We start from the raw sequence: 14390 nt of genomic DNA, 5'->3' as shown, positions 1-14390 counted from the left end.
CGGTGAGCGCGAACTGGCCAACCCCTTCGGCGCAGTGCAGATGGGCCTGATCTACGTCAACCCCGAGGGTCCCAACGGCAAGCCCGATCCGCTGGCCGCCGCCCACGACATCCGCGAGACCTTCGGCCGGATGGCGATGAACGACGAGGAGACGGCCGCGCTGATCGTCGGTGGGCACAGCTTCGGCAAGACCCACGGTGCCGGCAACGCCGAACTGGTGGGCGTCGATCCCGAGGGAGCGCCGATCGAGGACCAGCTGATCGGCTGGAAGAGCAGCTTCGGCTGTGGCGCCGGCAAGGACGCCATCACCTCCGGCCTCGAGGTGGTGTGGAAGCCCAACCCCACCAAGTGGGACAACGGCTACCTGGAGACGCTGTACGGCTACGAGTGGGAGCTGGCGAAGAGCCCGGCCGGGGCCTGGCAGTTCGTGGCCAAGGACGCCGATGCCGTGATCCCGGATCCGTTCGACGGACCCAAGCGCAAGCCCACCATGCTGGTGACCGATGTCTCGATGCGGGTGGATCCGATCTACGGCGAGATCACCCGCCGCTGGCTGCAGCACCCCGAGGAGCTGGCGGATGCCTTCGCCCGCGCCTGGTACAAGCTGCTGCACCGCGACATGGGTCCGGTGTCCCGCTTCCTCGGCCCCTGGGTGGCCCCGGCGCAACTGTGGCAGGACCCGGTGCCGGCCGTCGACCATCCGCTGGTCGACGACGCCGACGTCAAGGCGCTGAAGGCCAAGGTTCTGAGCGCCGGTGTGCCGGTGGCCGACCTGGTGTCCACCGCGTGGTCCGCGGCCGCCAGCTTCCGCGGCACCGATAAGCGCGGCGGCGCCAACGGCGGCCGGATCCGCCTGGAACCGCAGAAGGGCTGGGAGATCAACGAGCCGGCCAAGCTGGCGACGGTGCTGCCTGCGCTGGAGAAGATCCAGCAGGAGTTCAACGGCTCGGCCGCCGGTGGCAAGAAGATCTCACTGGCCGACCTGATCGTGCTGGCCGGTTCGGCTGCGGTCGAGAAGGCGGCGGCAGACGCCGGTGTCGCGGTGACGGTACCGTTCCACCCCGGGCGGAACGACGCCACACAGGAGCACACCGACGCCGAGGCGATGGCAGTGCTGGAACCGCGGGCCGACGGCTTCCGCAACTACTTCGCCTCCGGCGAGAAGATGCCGCTGGAGCGGTTGCTGCTCGACAAGGCCTACATGCTCAACCTCACCGCCCCGGAGATGACGGCGGTGGTCGGCGGCCTGCGGGCGCTGGGCGCCAACTACGGCGGCAGCAAGCACGGCGTCTTCACCGACTCCCCGGGCGTGTTGAGCAACGACTTCTTCGTCAATCTGCTCAACATGGACACCCAGTGGAGGGTGTCGGAGTCGACGGAGAACGTCTACGACGGCATCGACCGCAAGACTGGCAAGCCGAAGTGGACCGCCACCGCGAACGACCTGGTGTTCGGATCCAACTCGGTGCTGCGCTCGCTGGCCGAGGTGTACGCCTCCGACGACGCGAAGGAGAAGTTCGTCAACGACTTCGTCTCCGCATGGGTCAAGGTCATGGACAACGACCGGTTCGACCTGCACCGGTAAGCGTCTGAGCAACAGAAAACCCCCGCAGATCTCTGCGGGGGTTTTCTGTTGCAGGGCTGGGGATTACGAACAGCCGCTGGCGTTCACCCAGCGACCGTTCCAGCCCACGCAGGCGCTGGCGTTCGGGGTGATGGGCGCGTAGGCGTCCTGCGGGACCACGTAGGGCGCCATCACGTCGGACAGGCTGGCGCACCCGCTGACCGACACCCGCCGGCCGGCGCTGGCGCACACGTCGGCCGATGCCGTTCCGCTGGAGACGATGACGGCCAGGACTACCGGACCGCCGACAAGGCTGGCGACGACAGCCGCGCCGATACCGAACCGTCGGATATTCGAAGTCATGCCGCGGAGTCTACCGGCGCCGCGGCGCCGACCGCCGGACCCCGACGACGCCGCCTGGCCCGCACCGCCGCCGCGGCGGCCGGCACGGCGATCACGCCGAGTGCCAGCAACCACGGCCAGGCGCCGTGGCCGTACACCCAGCCGGCCACGCTCCGTTGGATGCGACCGGCCGCGGCGATGATCGGATCGTCGACCGGGCCCGCGCTGCTGAACAACCGCAGCTCGAACCACCCGTAGTAGGCCACGTACAGCCCGACCAGCACCAGGATCAGCCCGCCGGCCCGGTTGACGTACGGCAGGAATCGGCGCATCCGATCGACGGTCGCCGCACTGGCAAGGGCCACCGCCACCGCGAGCGCCCCCACCACCAGGGCAATGCCGCCCGCATAGGCGAGGTACACCAACGCCGCATCGGCCAACGACCCGCTGCGCAGACTGCTGCCGGTGACCGCCAGGAAGGGGCCGACGGTGCACGACAGCGACGCCAACGCGTAGCCCACCCCGTAACCGAACATCGAACCCAGCCGCGCCGTCGGCGCCCACCGCGCCCCCTTGCCCAGCGACGGGCCGCCCAACTGCCGGCCGGACAACAGCCAAATGCCCAGTGCCACAAGGACGATCCCCACCACGACCGTCCCGTAAGGGAGGTAACGCTGAACGGTCGACGCGACCGACACCGTCAACAGGCCGAACAGCCCGAACACCGTCAGGAAACCCAGCGCCATGACCGCCGAGGCCAGCAGGGCACGCGTTACCGCTGCCGCCTGCCCGCCGTCGTCGCGCCGGATCACCAGGGCGAGGTAGGCGGGCAGCATCGCGAAGCCGCAGGGGTTGAACGCCGCGACCATCCCGGCGGCGAAGGCCAAGCCGAGCAGGTCGGTGTTCACGCCTAGGACGTCAGCGCCTTCACCCGGTCACTGAGCTCCTGCGCAGACATCGCCGAGGTGGGGTTGTTCACGAACGAGGACGAACCGTCGGGCCGCAGGAAAACATAGGCCGGCTGCCAGGGCACGTTGAACTTCGCCCAGATCGAGCCGTCGGCGTCGTTGATATTGGTGAAGCCCAGCCCGTACTTGGAGATGAAGCCCTGCAGGGCGGCGTTGTCGGCGCGGGTCGCGATGCCGACGAAGGTCACCGCCGGGTTCGCCGCGGACACCGCCGCGACGTTGGGCGCCTCCTGGTTGCAGAACGGGCACCACGGCGTCCAGAACCACAGCACCGCGGGCCGTCCGGCCAGGCTGTTGCCGTTGAAGGTTCCCCCGCTGACGGTGGTGCCGGTGAAGTTGAGGTCGGCCGCCGACGCGGTCGCGGGGCGGGCCACGCCGAACGTCAGCGCGGTCACCGCCAGCAGTAATGCCAGCGTCCGGAACAGACGGTGGATCAGGGTTTTCACCGGATAACTCCAATCGAGCGTGGGAACGACATCTACAACCGACGCTATTGGCATCCCCCCGCAGGCGCTACGGCAAACAACGCGGGGTCAGAATTGCGTCACACCGTCGGTAATTTGCCGGCAATTCGCGGCGGTGCTGCGGCGGCCGACAAAACGTCTTTCTCACAAGAGTTTTAAAGACAGCTCTCAGCGGCCTTAAGTTTGCGCCATAGCGTCAGACGTGTGACCGCCCCGCTGGCGGTCAGCAGGCGATCGACACAAGGGGCCACATCATGACGAGCTTCACCTCCCGGTACGGAAACCCCGCCGTTGACCACAAGGGTGTCCACTTGTGGGCGTACTGCCGCCACGGCGCCACAGTGGTCGCCGTCCGCGGACGCGTCGATGCCGGCAACGTCGCCCTGGTGACCGACTACGCCGTGCGATTCGCCGCCGCCGACTCCCGCCTGGTCCTGGACCTCAGCGAGGTCTCCGCGTTCACACCCCGGGCCATGGCTCTGCTGGACACCGTCGGCGCGCGCTGCGACGCGGCCGGGGTGGACTGGGCGCTGGTGCCCGGCGACGCGGTGACGCGGCGCCTGGGGACCCGCGCCGAGGGACTGCCCATTCTCCAGTCCGTCGCCGCTGCCGAGCACCAGTTCGACGAAGCGGTTCTCAGACGACGGCACTTCCTGCTGCCGTTACTGCGTCGCACCGCCTGAGATCGGCGAGTAGCCTCGTCACACGTGGGCGGTAGAACAGCGGCGTTGACAGCCGCGGTGGCGGTTGGCTGGTTGCTGGCCGGTGCGAACGTCGCCTCAGCGGATCCCGACGTTCCGCCGCCTGCTCCCCCGAGCCCAGCATCGGATCACGGCGTCGCCGTGGCCGGCACCCCTGGTGGCCCCCCGGCTCCGCCCGGACCGCTGGCCATGGATAACGGCGGCACCTTCACGGTGGGCACCCAGATTCTTCCCGGGGTCTATACCTCGGGCGGGCCGTTGGCCGGTGACGCCTGCTACTGGCGGCGGATCGGCCCGAACAACACCACTATCGAGAACGCATTGTCCAAGCAGCCGCAGACGGTGCAGATCGCCTCCGGCGACGTGGCGTTCAAGACCAACGGGTGCCAGCCCTGGCAGTTGGCCGTCGGCGCACCACCGCCGAATCAGAACCCGCCCTGGTTATCCCAGCTGCAACTGAGGCACAACCTCGACATCCTCAACGGCCTGGCCCGACAGTCCGGCAACGGTCAGCTTCCTCCTTATTGATGCACCCTCCTTGATGCACCGCATCGCCGCCGTGCTCGCCGGGCTGCTGCTGCCGGTGGCGGGCTGCGGCACGCCGGCCCCGGACAGCCTCGCCGTCTTCGCCGCGGCCTCGCTGACCAGAACCTTTACCGAGCTCAGTGACGGGTTCACCGGCGCCGCGGTCGAATTGACCTTCGCCGGCTCAGCGGATCTGCTGACACAACTGAGCCAGGGCGCCGGTGCTGACGTCTTCGCCGCCGCCGACATCGCCACGATGGACAAGGCGGCTGACGCCGGGCTGCTGGCCGGCCCGCCGGTGCCGTTCGCCACCAACACCTTGACCATTGCGGTGAACTCCGGAAATCCCAAGGGCATCAGGTCATTTCAGGATCTGTCCCGGTCAAGCTTGGTGGTCTGCGCGGTACAGGTGCCGTGCGGTTCGGCGTTCCCGGCGCTGCAGGCGCGCGCCGGTGTGCGGCTGACCCCGGTCAGCGAAGAGTCCTCGGTCACCGATGTGCTCAACAAGGTGATCAGCGGCCAGGCCGACGCGGGGCTGGTCTATGTCACCGACGCGCAGGCCGCGGGCCCGAAGATCACCCCGGTGGCGTTCCCGGAGGCCGCCGGAGTGGCCAATAGCTACCAGATCGCCGTGCTGAACAGCTCGCACGATCCGGCGTCGGCACACCGATTCGTCGACCTCGTCACCGGGCCCACCGGTCGCCGGGTGCTGGAATCGGCCGGATTCGGCCCGCCGTGACGTTACCGTCTGCGTCGTGATCGTTGTGCTGCCTCCGTCGGAGACCAAACGCGCCGGCGGCGACGGGCCCCCGCTGTCGCTCGATGAACTGGCCTGGCCGGAACTGAACCCGCTTCGGGCCGAGCTGGTCACCGAAATGGTGGCGCTGGCCGCCGACCCGGTGGCGTGCCGTCAGGCCCTCGGGATCTCGGCGACCCAGGACGCCGAGATCGAACGCAACGCCACGTTGTGCACCGCCCCCACCCTGCCGGCGCTGCACCGCTACACCGGGGTTCTCTACGACGCCCTGGACGTCGAGTCGCTGCGCGGCGCCGCGGCCACCCGGGCGAAGGTGCAGCTGGCCGTGGGCTCGGCGCTGTTCGGCCTGCTGCGCGCCGATGACCGCATCCCCGGCTACCGGCTGTCGGCGGGTTCGAAATTGCCCGGCCGGCCGGGCCTGGCCGCGCGCTGGCGCCCGGTGTTGGAGCCGGTGCTGGCCGATCTGGCCCGCCGCGATCTCGTGGTGGATCTGCGGTCGGGGGCTTACATCGGCCTCGGCCGGCTCGACAGCGCAGTGCGGGTCGACGTAGTGGCCGAGCACCCGGACGGCCGGCGCAACACCGTCAGCCACTTCAACAAGGCGCACAAGGGCCGGTTGGCCCGGGCGCTGGTATCGGCCGACGCCGAGCCCAACGACGCCGCCGCGGTCGCCGCCGTCGCCCGCCGCGCCGGGATGCGGGTGGAACGCGACGGCAATCGGATCACCGTCGTCGTCACCGCGTGATGATGCGATGATGGGGACTCGATGACTACGCGCTGGCAGCTGAGCGAGGCCACCCGCGGCGACGAATACGACGCCCAGTGGGAGCCTCTTGCCGCCTCCGGACAGAACATTCATGGTGAAGCCGATCTGATCCAGTCACTGCTGACCGTGGCCGGCGGGCACACCGTGCTCGACGCCGGCTGCGGCACCGGCCGGGTGTCGATAGAACTGGCGCGCCGCGGCTTCGCGGTCACCGGGGTCGACGCCGACCCCGCCATGCTAGAGACGGCTCGCACCAAATCGCCCGAATTGGCTTGGGCGCAGGTCGATCTCGCAGAGCCTGGGTGGCCGGCGGAAGTGCCCGGCGATGTCGATCTGGTGCTGTTGGCCGGGAACGTGATGATTTTTCTGGGCCCGGGAACCGAGGGCCGGGTGTTGGCGAATCTGGCGGCCCGGTTACGGCCGGACGCCCTGCTGGTCGCCGGTTTTCAGCTTCGCCCCGACAGCCTGACCCTGGGAGCCTATGACCGGTTGACCGGCGACGCCGGTCTGGTGCCGGTTGCCCGGTGGTCTACCTGGGATCGCGATCCGTTCGACGGCGGAGAGTACGCGGTATCGGTCCACCGGCGGAGATCATGAGTCCCTTCAGCTCGCTAAACGCCGTCAAACCCTTCACCAGTCCGGTACCTGACCAGTACTACGCGGTCACCTCCCGGCTCACCGCCAGCGGCCACCGGCGCACAACGATGCGGATGGTGGGCGGCTACATCCTCACCCTGGGCCTGCCCCCGCTGCTGGCTGCCGCCAATCCGGCAGCCAGCAGTATCCCGGGCGGGCGGGCGGTGTTGGCCATCAGCCCACTCGCCTGTACGGCGCTGGCTTCGGTATGGCTGCGCGATCGCTGGCCCACCCGCGGCCAGTCCATCACCGTGGTGGTCCTCGGGACGCTGCTGCTGGCGGCGGGGTGCATCGCGGCGACCAACCCGTTCTCCGGCCTGCTCGTCGGTACTTCCTTCGCGTTCGTGATCGGTTACGCCACCCTGTTCCACGGGCCGCCGGTGCAGTTGTTCGTGACCCTCGCCGCAGCCGTCACCACCGGGTGGCTGGCGGTCCAGATCGGATTGATCGATAGCGCCGCCGCGGCGGTGGCGGTGTCCACCCCGGTCGTGCTGATCGACGCCGCGGTCCTGTTCGCAGGCCGGACCATTGCTGCGGTGACCGCCTCAGCCCAGGCTCGCACCGACGTCGACCCGCTGACCGGCCTGCTGCCCCGCCAGGCGTTCGACGAAGTCGCCGGCAATCTGATCGGAGCCCGCAACCGCGGCGACGATCGTTATCTGGTGATCGTGATGCTCACTGTCGACAGCTACGCGGCGCTGCTGAGCGTCAAGGGCCGGCGGGGAGCCGACGAGGCGCTGATTGCCGTCGGGCTGGCGCTGCGCGATACCGTCCGCCGGGACGCGGTGATCGGGCACCTCGGCGAAGCCGAGTTCCTGGTCGCCGACACCTTCACCACGGCGGACCCCACCCCGCTCGCCGAGCGTATCCGCGGCGCGATCGCCGCCACCCCGGTCGGCATCACCGCCAGCATCGGGGTGGTGTGCACGCCGCTGCGTCCGCTCGCCGACCGTCCGCCGGAGGACGTGCTGGACGAGTGCATCGCCCTGGCGACCACGACGATGCACCGGGCCCGCCGCCAGGGTGGCAATACCGCCGAATACGTCATCGAGCCCGCCTGAATCGGCACCCTGCAGAGCCGATGTACGGCAAGATTGTCCGACATCGCCGAAATCGGAGCCATGAACGACTACCTCGACGAAAGGCGCTACGCCCTGGCGGCTGATCCGGGCAGCGCGGCACGACGACCGTGACGAGATCGCCGCACTGCTGGCCGCCGCCATGGACGCCGGGCTGGACCGCAACACGCTGATCGTGGAACTCGCCGACTTGGGCGGCCGGCTGCTGACGCTGTGCGATCCGGTTTCCGCCGACGTGGTCGCCTGACGGCTGCGGTCGGGGCTCAGGTCTGGGCGCGGGCGTCGAGCAGCGCCCTGCGCAAGAGATGCATCGCCACCGTGGTGGACCGCTCCCGCACGTCGGGGCGCTCCCCCGGCACCTGGACGCGCCGGGTCACCGTCGGCCCGCCGGCGAGCATCACGCAGAACCACACCGTGCCGACCGGCTTGCCCTCCGTCCCGCCGCCCGGCCCGGCCACCCCGGTGATCGCGACGGCGGTGTCGACATTCAAACGTCGGATCGCACCGGCGGCCATCGCCTCGGCCACTTCGGCGGACACCGCACCGTGCTCGTCGATCAAAGCCGAATCCACCTCCAGCAGAACCACTTTCGCCTTATTCGCGTACGCCACCACCCCGCCGGTGACATACGCCGAAGATCCAGCGCGGTCGGTCAGCCGCGCGGCCAGCATCCCGGCGGTGCAGGATTCCGCGGTGGCGATCCGACGCCCTGACAGCAGACCGGCGACCTGCTCGTCGACGGTGGAGCCGTCCTCGGAGAAGACGGCCGCGCCGTGGCGGTCCCGCACCAGCTCCATCAGGCCCCGATAGGCCTGCGCACCGGCCGGCTCATAGCGCGTCACCATCTCCAGCTCACCGCGCCGCAGACAGGTGGTGATCTCCAGGCCGGTGAATCCCGGCACGGATTCCTCAGCGGCGCGCAGAGTTTCGGCCAGACCGGCCTCGGCTACCCCGAACATCCGCACGGTGTCCTGCTGGTAGGCGGTACGCCCGGCGATGGCCTGCTGCACAGTCTCGGTGGCCACCGCGGCGGGCCACATACCCTGCAACTCTTTCGGCGGCCCGGGCAGCACGATGATCGTCGGGCCGTCGGACCCGGCGATCACTACACCAGGAGCGGTACCGACCGGGTGCAGCACCGTCGCTCCCTCGGGGACCATGGCCTGCTTGCGGTTGGCTGCCTGTACCGCCGCGGTGTCGATATCCGGGAATCGGGCCATCCACCGGGCGACGATCTCCGCGATCGTCGCCTCCATCGCCGTGTCGAGCACCAGTTGCAGGCCGCAGAACCGGGCCACCGTCGCAACCGTCATATCGTCGGCGGTGGGCCCCAGGCCGCCGGTCGTCACGACGAGGTCGACGCCTTCGGAGCGCAGGAAGCCCAACTGCGCCTCGATGTCGGACGAGCGGTCGCCGCAGATGGTGATGTGCGCCAGCTCAATGCCGAGCTCCAGCAGCCGGTCGGCGACCCAGGGGCCGTTGCGGTCGGCCACCCGGCCGGTCAGCACCTCGGTACCGGTGACCAGAATTCCCGCGCGAACGCTCATGGCCGCCCGCTCAACGCCGCCGCACTCATCGGCGCAGCGGCGTGGCAGCCTTGAACTCCGCGGCCCTACCGCCGGACTGCCAGTGGTACCAGCGTTCCCAGCGGTCGTAGGCGAACTTCTGCCACTTGGTGTCCACTCCGGGCACGATCCTGCGGGCGACCTCGACACCGGCGATCAGCGGTGATCGCAGCAGCAGCAGGGTCATCCCGAGGATCGGCGAGGGCAGGTGGTAGCGCTTGCGGTTCCACGGCAGCATGAAGAAGCCGGAGTATCCCGTCTGAAGCTGATAGTGATAGGCGGCCCGAAGCCGGTTGAGTCCGCGCTGGTCCTCCTTGGGCGCGAAAGCCGAGGGGAACGACTCGACGAGTTCGGTGCCGGTTGCCGCCGAGTTGTAACTGCGCGCCGAATCGGCCATGAACAGGACTCGCCAGGCATCCATGATGGTCTCCGGGAAGTAGCCGTCGCAGCGGTCTCCGACCAGGTAGCCGCAGTAGCGGTTGAAGTGCAGCACCGCACGCACCTCCCGCCGTGAGGTGAGGTATCCCAGCGCGGTGAGGCCCAGTGCCGGGGCGACGCTGCCGCCCAGCAGGGTCAGCATCATCGCCGACTGGCTGATCGGCAGACCCCAGCGCTGGTATTCCCACTCCGGGTGTCCCTTGACCCGCGCCCGCACGCTGACGTGCATGATCCGCACGTGCATGGAGATGCTGCGGGCCACCGAGCCGGGCGTCAGCACAGCTCCGGGCTTACTGACCTCCATCCACCAGCGCGAGGTCTCCATATAGCGGTGCAGGGCGCGTTCGCCGGCGTACCCGCCCGATAGCGACAGCGGCAGCGCCAGCCAGCTCTCGGTGTAGGTGTCCATGGTGCCGGCGTTACCCACCGCGCCCAGCGAGTACGCCCACCGGCGCCACACGGCGGCGCCCTCCTCGACCAGGTCGGTGTCGAGCCAGTCCGGGATCGCGTTGAAGTCCTCGACCAGTGCGCGCAGTGACTCCGGCGCCTCGGGGACGCTGTCCAGGCCTTCGTTCATCGCCTTTTCGACGAGTTCGCGCGCCTTCTTCGCGCCGAGCTCGCCGTGGTAAGTCTCGGCGACGAACCGCTCGGCGATCGGATCACCCTCGGTCAGACCGGCTTTGAAGGCGGCGGCCATCTCGTCGGACGGAAACAGGTCGATCCCGGTGAGCTTGAGCACCCGGTTGCGCAGCTTGGCGTGACCGGTCCCGGTCTTGGCTTCCGGATAGCGGAAATCCGTGGGGATGTCGGGCATCACAGCGGCCGTTGTCCTCGTCAGCCGCTGACGCCGGGCGCCCGGACCACCAACGGGACGGCCGGGAAGACGGCCGCCAACTCCGAACGGGAGCGGCGCAGCGCGGCCGTGCCGTAACCCTTCTTGCGGTGTTCGGGGTGAACCCAGATACGGACGTTGACCTCTCCCCCGGACATCTCGCCGAAGACCATGCCGATCTTCTCGTCGCCGTCGAGGGCGATGAACCAGGCGGCTTCCTCAGCGCGCAAACGGATACGCGCGGCGTTGATTTCGTCTTCCAGGCTGCGCGCCGGTGAGCCCGAACCGTCGCCGGCCGATCCGATCTCGTCGGTGCGCACCGCGAAGATGTCGCGGTCGTGCTCGTGGGAGAACGGCCGCAGCCGCAGGTTGTCGTCCGCGCTGGCCGGCCGCTCACCGACGGTGAAGCTCAGCTGGCTGTTGAGGTCGTCGAGTTCGGCGGCGATCCGGCGGCGGGATTCCTTGGTGAACTGGTCCAGCCGCATGCCCATCAGCGCTTCGCTGCCGACCCGGGTCGTGCCCAGCAGTTCGGTGACGGCCTCGATCGCGGCGGCCCGGTCGGCGGACTTCACGATGGCTTCGACGACTTCCTGCCGGCGTTCCAGAGCGGTGAGCAGAGCGTCGGCGATGGCGCGACGGGTGACGGTGCGGTCCTGGTCGGTCATGGGCTCAGCCTAGTCCGGGCGTCCGGATTCGGTGACGTGAGCGCATCAGGCCGGAACGAAAGTCGACCTCGGCCAGATCGCGGCGGGGGCCAGATCGCGGCGGGCGTCGAGCAGCGCGGCAGTCGGCACACCGTCGGAATACCTGCCGCGGCGGACGGATAAACCGTCGGCTCCGGCACGCGGGGGTCCGCCGAGGCCCGACGCGCCGACGAGCCGCCCCGTACCGGGCGCCTGGTGGCCTACATTCGCCTTAGGCGACTGTCGAGGTCCGCCGGAAGGGACACCGCCTTGCTCGAGCACACCCTGGTGGTGGCCGCTGCACTGGCAGGCGCGGTGTTCACCGCAATCGGGATCGTGGTGCGCCAGCGCGCCACGATGGATGTCCCCGACCACCTCGGCGTCAGCACGCTGATGCTCGCCACGCTGATCCGCCGCCCGCTGTGGTGGGCCGGTACCGCCGCCGCGGTGACCGGATACGTGTTCCAGGCGATCGCGCTGACCTACGGGTCACTGCTGCTGGTGGCGCCGCTGCTGGTGTCGGCGCTGCTGTTCGCGCTGCCGCTGAGCGCCTGGCTGGCCGGGCGGCGGGTCACCGCCGTCGAATGGGGCTGGGCACTGGTTCTCACCGCGGCGCTGGCCGTCTTCGTCGCGCTGGCAAAGACCCAGCCCGGCGACTATGTGGCATCCGAACCCACCGCGATCGCGGTGGCGGTGGGCTGCCTGGTCCTGGTGGCCGGCGCTGTGGTGCTGTCGCGGCGGATGTCGGACTGGCGCAGGGCAATCATGCTCGGGATCGGGGTGGGCCTGATGTTCGGCGTGGTCTTGGTGCTGACCAAGATCGCGACCCAGTTGCTCACCGGTCAAAGCCTGTGGCGGGCGCTGAGTTCCCCGGTCACCTACGCCCTGATCGCGTTCGGTGTGGGTGCGACGCTGCTGCAGCAGTCGGCCTTCCATGCCGGCTCTCTGAAGGCTTCGGTACCGGCGATGCTGGTGCTCGAACCGATCGTCGCGGTGCTGCTCGGCCAGGTGGTGCTCGGTGAGCATCTGGTGGTCAGCACCCAGAGCGCGATCGCGCTGGGTGTGGCCGTGGCCGCGATGACCGCCGCCACGGTCGCGCTTGGCCGCGACGAAGGCGCCTATGAGGACGAGTTGGAGGCGGTCGGGGCGCGGCGGCAGCGATCATGACCGCCGACCCGCTGCATCAGATCGCGGCGAGTCCGCGCGGCCCGGCGGTCGGCGCCTTCTTCGACTGCGACGGGACCCTGGTCGCCGGATTCACCGCAGTCGCGCACGCCAGCGACCGGATCAAGCGGGGTCAGGCGCAGATCGGCGAGGTCCTCGGCGTCGTGGAGGCGTCGTTGCGGTACAAACTGGGCCGCATGCAGTTCGAGCGGCTGCTGTCGCGGGCGGCCGGCTTCCTGAGCGGGGAATCCCTTGCCGAACTCGACGAGATCGGCGAGCGGTTGTTCGCCGAGCAGCTGGCCGCCAAGGTCTATCCACTGATGCGCCAGATCGTCGATGCCCACCGGGAACGCGGCCACACCCTGGTGATGAGTTCGTCGGCGCTGACCATCCACGCCGCGCCGGTGGCGCGCGCACTCGGTATCCCGCACGTGGTCTGCAACACCTTCGAACTCGACGGGGGCGACCGGCTCACCGGCCGGATCAATACGCCGATCGTATGGGGCCGGCAGAAAGCGCTTGCGGTGCAACGGTTCTGCGACGAGCACGGGGTGCAGATACGGCAGAGCTATTTCTACGCCGACGGCGACGAGGATGCGGCGCTGATGGAACTGGTGGGTCATCCCCGGCCGGTCAATCCGCGTCCCGGTCTTGCGGCGCTGGCCGACAACCGCAGCTGGCCGGTGCTGCGGGTGACGGTGCCCGGTCAGCGCCGCGGCGCGGCCGACGCGCTGGCACACCTGCCGGGGCTGGGCCGGGCCGCGCTCGGGGCGGCGTTCAGTGCGGTGGCGCTGCGCGGCCGGGATCGCCGCTGAGCTATGCGCGGTGCGGCACGTCGGTGATCAAGCCACCGTCGACCACGTACTCCGATCCGGTCGAGAACGACGATTCGTCGCTGGCCAGGAACACCACATAGGGGGCCACCTCCTCGGGGGTGCCGGCCCGGCCCATCGGGGCCTTCACGATGTCGTCGGGCAGGTGTTTGGTCATCGCGGTGCGGATGAACCCCGGATGGATGGAGTTGACCCGGATCTTCTCCGGCGCCAGTTCCAGCGCCGCGGACTTGGTGAGCCCGCGCAGTCCCCACTTGGACGCGACGTAACTGTGCATCCATACCGCACCGCGCATGCCCTCGATGGACGAAATGTTGATGATCGAACCGCCGCCGGCCGCGATCATCGGGGCGATGACGGCCTGAATGCCCCGCATCGCGCCGGTCAGGTTGACGTCGAGGACTTTCTGCCAGCGGGTGATATCCGCCGTCTTCAGCGGGGCGGCCTGCACGATGCCGGCGTTGTTGACCAGCACGTTGAGCTTGCCAAATTCGGCCACCGTGGTTTCGACGGCGGCTGTCCAATCTTCACCGCTGGTCACGTCGAGATGGACGTATCGCGCCGTATCCCCGAGTTCGGCGACCAGCGTCTGGCCCTGCTCGTCGAGAACGTCGCCGATCACCACCTTGGCGCCCTCGGCGATGAGCATCCGGGCACTGGCGGCACCCATGCCCTTGGCGCCGGCACCGCCGGTGATCAGCACGACCTTGTCCGCAACGCGTCCCATGGGGCGTCAGGCTACCGTGGTGCGGTTGACGCTCCTTCCAGGGTTTTGCCCCGGGTACCCCGGGTAGTCGACAACAGCGTCGCCGACGTCCCGGTGCTCAACGAAGTCTTGCCGCCGCGGGCGGATCGATGCTGGTCGGCGGACGATCCGGAGCGGCCGTCAATCGGGCGCCCTGAGCGTTATCTGCCGCCGCCGACACCGATGGCGATTCCCCCTGGGTACATCCCGGGTCCGCCGTTGACGTACTGCGACAAGCAGACCGCCCGCCACGCCTGGCCGCCGACACTGCAGTTGAGGATGGCGGTCTGGTCCGGCGCCGATCCCAGAACATGAGGCGGGCGTGACG

The 14390-nt window shown here is 69.2% G+C and carries 16 protein-coding genes; 9 read left to right on the top strand and 7 right to left on the bottom strand.

Going from position 1 to position 14390, the window contains the following annotated elements; genetic code table 11:
• Positions 1 to 1585: catalase/peroxidase HPI (gene katG, locus ADBZ6I_RS09970; protein ID WP_526383323.1), on the top strand; the 1585-nt coding region annotated here is incomplete at its 5' end.
• Between the two features lie 63 nt (positions 1586 to 1648).
• Here katG and ADBZ6I_RS09965 read toward each other — a convergent pair.
• Genes ADBZ6I_RS09965 through ADBZ6I_RS09955 form a run of 3 tightly spaced genes read right to left on the bottom strand, consistent with a single transcriptional unit; the run spans position 1649 to position 3320 of the window.
• Positions 1649 to 1915, bottom strand: coding sequence for a hypothetical protein (locus ADBZ6I_RS09965; protein WP_526383325.1), 267 nt, complete (start codon positions 1913 to 1915; stop codon positions 1649 to 1651).
• An 8-nt stretch (positions 1916 to 1923) separates the two neighbouring features.
• Positions 1924 to 2814 carry a cytochrome c biogenesis CcdA family protein gene (locus ADBZ6I_RS09960; protein ID WP_526383321.1) on the bottom strand — a complete coding sequence of 297 codons (891 nt, stop codon included), beginning with the start codon at positions 2812 to 2814 and terminating at the stop codon, positions 1924 to 1926.
• A gap of 2 nt (positions 2815 to 2816) precedes the next feature.
• Positions 2817 to 3320, bottom strand: coding sequence for a protein disulfide oxidoreductase (locus ADBZ6I_RS09955; RefSeq protein WP_526383319.1), 504 nt, complete (start codon positions 3318 to 3320; stop codon positions 2817 to 2819).
• Between the two features lie 272 nt (positions 3321 to 3592).
• Here ADBZ6I_RS09955 and ADBZ6I_RS09950 point away from each other — a divergent pair, with 272 nt between their 5' ends.
• Genes ADBZ6I_RS09950 through ADBZ6I_RS09925 form a run of 6 tightly spaced genes read left to right on the top strand, consistent with a single transcriptional unit; the run spans position 3593 to position 7784 of the window.
• Positions 3593 to 4021 (top strand): STAS domain-containing protein, encoded by a 429-nt coding sequence (locus ADBZ6I_RS09950; protein ID WP_526383317.1) that lies wholly within the window; start codon positions 3593 to 3595, stop codon positions 4019 to 4021.
• 24 nt (positions 4022 to 4045) lie between these two features.
• On the top strand, positions 4046 to 4567 hold the full coding sequence (locus ADBZ6I_RS09945; RefSeq protein WP_526383315.1) for an Rv1352/Rv1906c domain-containing protein: 522 nt from the start codon (positions 4046 to 4048) through the stop codon (positions 4565 to 4567).
• 13 nt (positions 4568 to 4580) lie between these two features.
• Positions 4581 to 5303, top strand: a complete 723-nt coding sequence (modA, locus tag ADBZ6I_RS09940; RefSeq protein WP_526383313.1) for a molybdate ABC transporter substrate-binding protein — start codon at positions 4581 to 4583, stop codon at positions 5301 to 5303.
• A gap of 16 nt (positions 5304 to 5319) precedes the next feature.
• Positions 5320 to 6066 carry a peroxide stress protein YaaA gene (gene yaaA, locus ADBZ6I_RS09935; RefSeq protein WP_526383311.1) on the top strand — a complete coding sequence of 249 codons (747 nt, stop codon included), beginning with the start codon at positions 5320 to 5322 and terminating at the stop codon, positions 6064 to 6066.
• Between the two features lie 21 nt (positions 6067 to 6087).
• Positions 6088 to 6684 carry a class I SAM-dependent DNA methyltransferase gene (locus tag ADBZ6I_RS09930; RefSeq protein WP_526383309.1) on the top strand — a complete coding sequence of 199 codons (597 nt, stop codon included), beginning with the start codon at positions 6088 to 6090 and terminating at the stop codon, positions 6682 to 6684.
• Positions 6681 to 7784 carry a GGDEF domain-containing protein gene (locus ADBZ6I_RS09925; protein WP_526383307.1) on the top strand — a complete coding sequence of 368 codons (1104 nt, stop codon included), beginning with the start codon at positions 6681 to 6683 and terminating at the stop codon, positions 7782 to 7784. The genes ADBZ6I_RS09930 and ADBZ6I_RS09925 overlap by 4 nt, the downstream gene beginning before the upstream one ends.
• Before the next feature lie 281 nt (positions 7785 to 8065).
• Here the strand turns inward: ADBZ6I_RS09925 and ADBZ6I_RS09920 are convergent, their stop codons facing one another.
• From ADBZ6I_RS09920 to ADBZ6I_RS09910, 3 genes are read right to left on the bottom strand one after another with little or no spacing between them, the layout of a single operon-like run.
• On the bottom strand, positions 8066 to 9349 hold the full coding sequence (locus tag ADBZ6I_RS09920) for a competence/damage-inducible protein A (RefSeq protein ID WP_526383305.1): 1284 nt from the start codon (positions 9347 to 9349) through the stop codon (positions 8066 to 8068).
• Positions 9350 to 9374: 25 nt separating this feature from the next.
• Positions 9375 to 10619 carry an oxygenase MpaB family protein gene (locus tag ADBZ6I_RS09915; RefSeq protein WP_526383303.1) on the bottom strand — a complete coding sequence of 415 codons (1245 nt, stop codon included), beginning with the start codon at positions 10617 to 10619 and terminating at the stop codon, positions 9375 to 9377.
• Positions 10620 to 10639: 20 nt separating this feature from the next.
• Entirely contained in the window at positions 10640 to 11302 is a 663-nt protein-coding gene (locus ADBZ6I_RS09910) for a GNAT family N-acetyltransferase (protein WP_526383301.1), read from the bottom strand.
• 288 nt (positions 11303 to 11590) lie between these two features.
• Here ADBZ6I_RS09910 and ADBZ6I_RS09905 point away from each other — a divergent pair, with 288 nt between their 5' ends.
• Both ADBZ6I_RS09905 and ADBZ6I_RS09900 read left to right on the top strand, forming a co-directional pair.
• Positions 11591 to 12487 (top strand): DMT family transporter, encoded by an 897-nt coding sequence (locus tag ADBZ6I_RS09905; protein ID WP_526383299.1) that lies wholly within the window; start codon positions 11591 to 11593, stop codon positions 12485 to 12487.
• On the top strand, positions 12484 to 13299 hold the full coding sequence (locus tag ADBZ6I_RS09900; protein ID WP_526383297.1) for an HAD family hydrolase: 816 nt from the start codon (positions 12484 to 12486) through the stop codon (positions 13297 to 13299). Before ADBZ6I_RS09905 ends, ADBZ6I_RS09900 begins: the two co-directional genes overlap by 4 nt.
• Position 13300: 1 nt before the next feature.
• Here the strand turns inward: ADBZ6I_RS09900 and ADBZ6I_RS09895 are convergent, their stop codons facing one another.
• On the bottom strand, positions 13301 to 14044 hold the full coding sequence (locus ADBZ6I_RS09895) for a glucose 1-dehydrogenase (RefSeq protein WP_526383295.1): 744 nt from the start codon (positions 14042 to 14044) through the stop codon (positions 13301 to 13303).
• Positions 14045 to 14390: the final 346 nt, after the last annotated feature.

The sequence above is a fragment of the Mycobacterium sp. genome (assembly GCF_044342925.1).
Taxonomy (GTDB): Bacteria; Actinomycetota; Actinomycetes; order Mycobacteriales; family Mycobacteriaceae; genus Mycobacterium.
The sequence above is the reverse complement of the archived record's forward strand: the minus strand, read 5'-3'. Positions and strand labels throughout refer to the sequence as shown.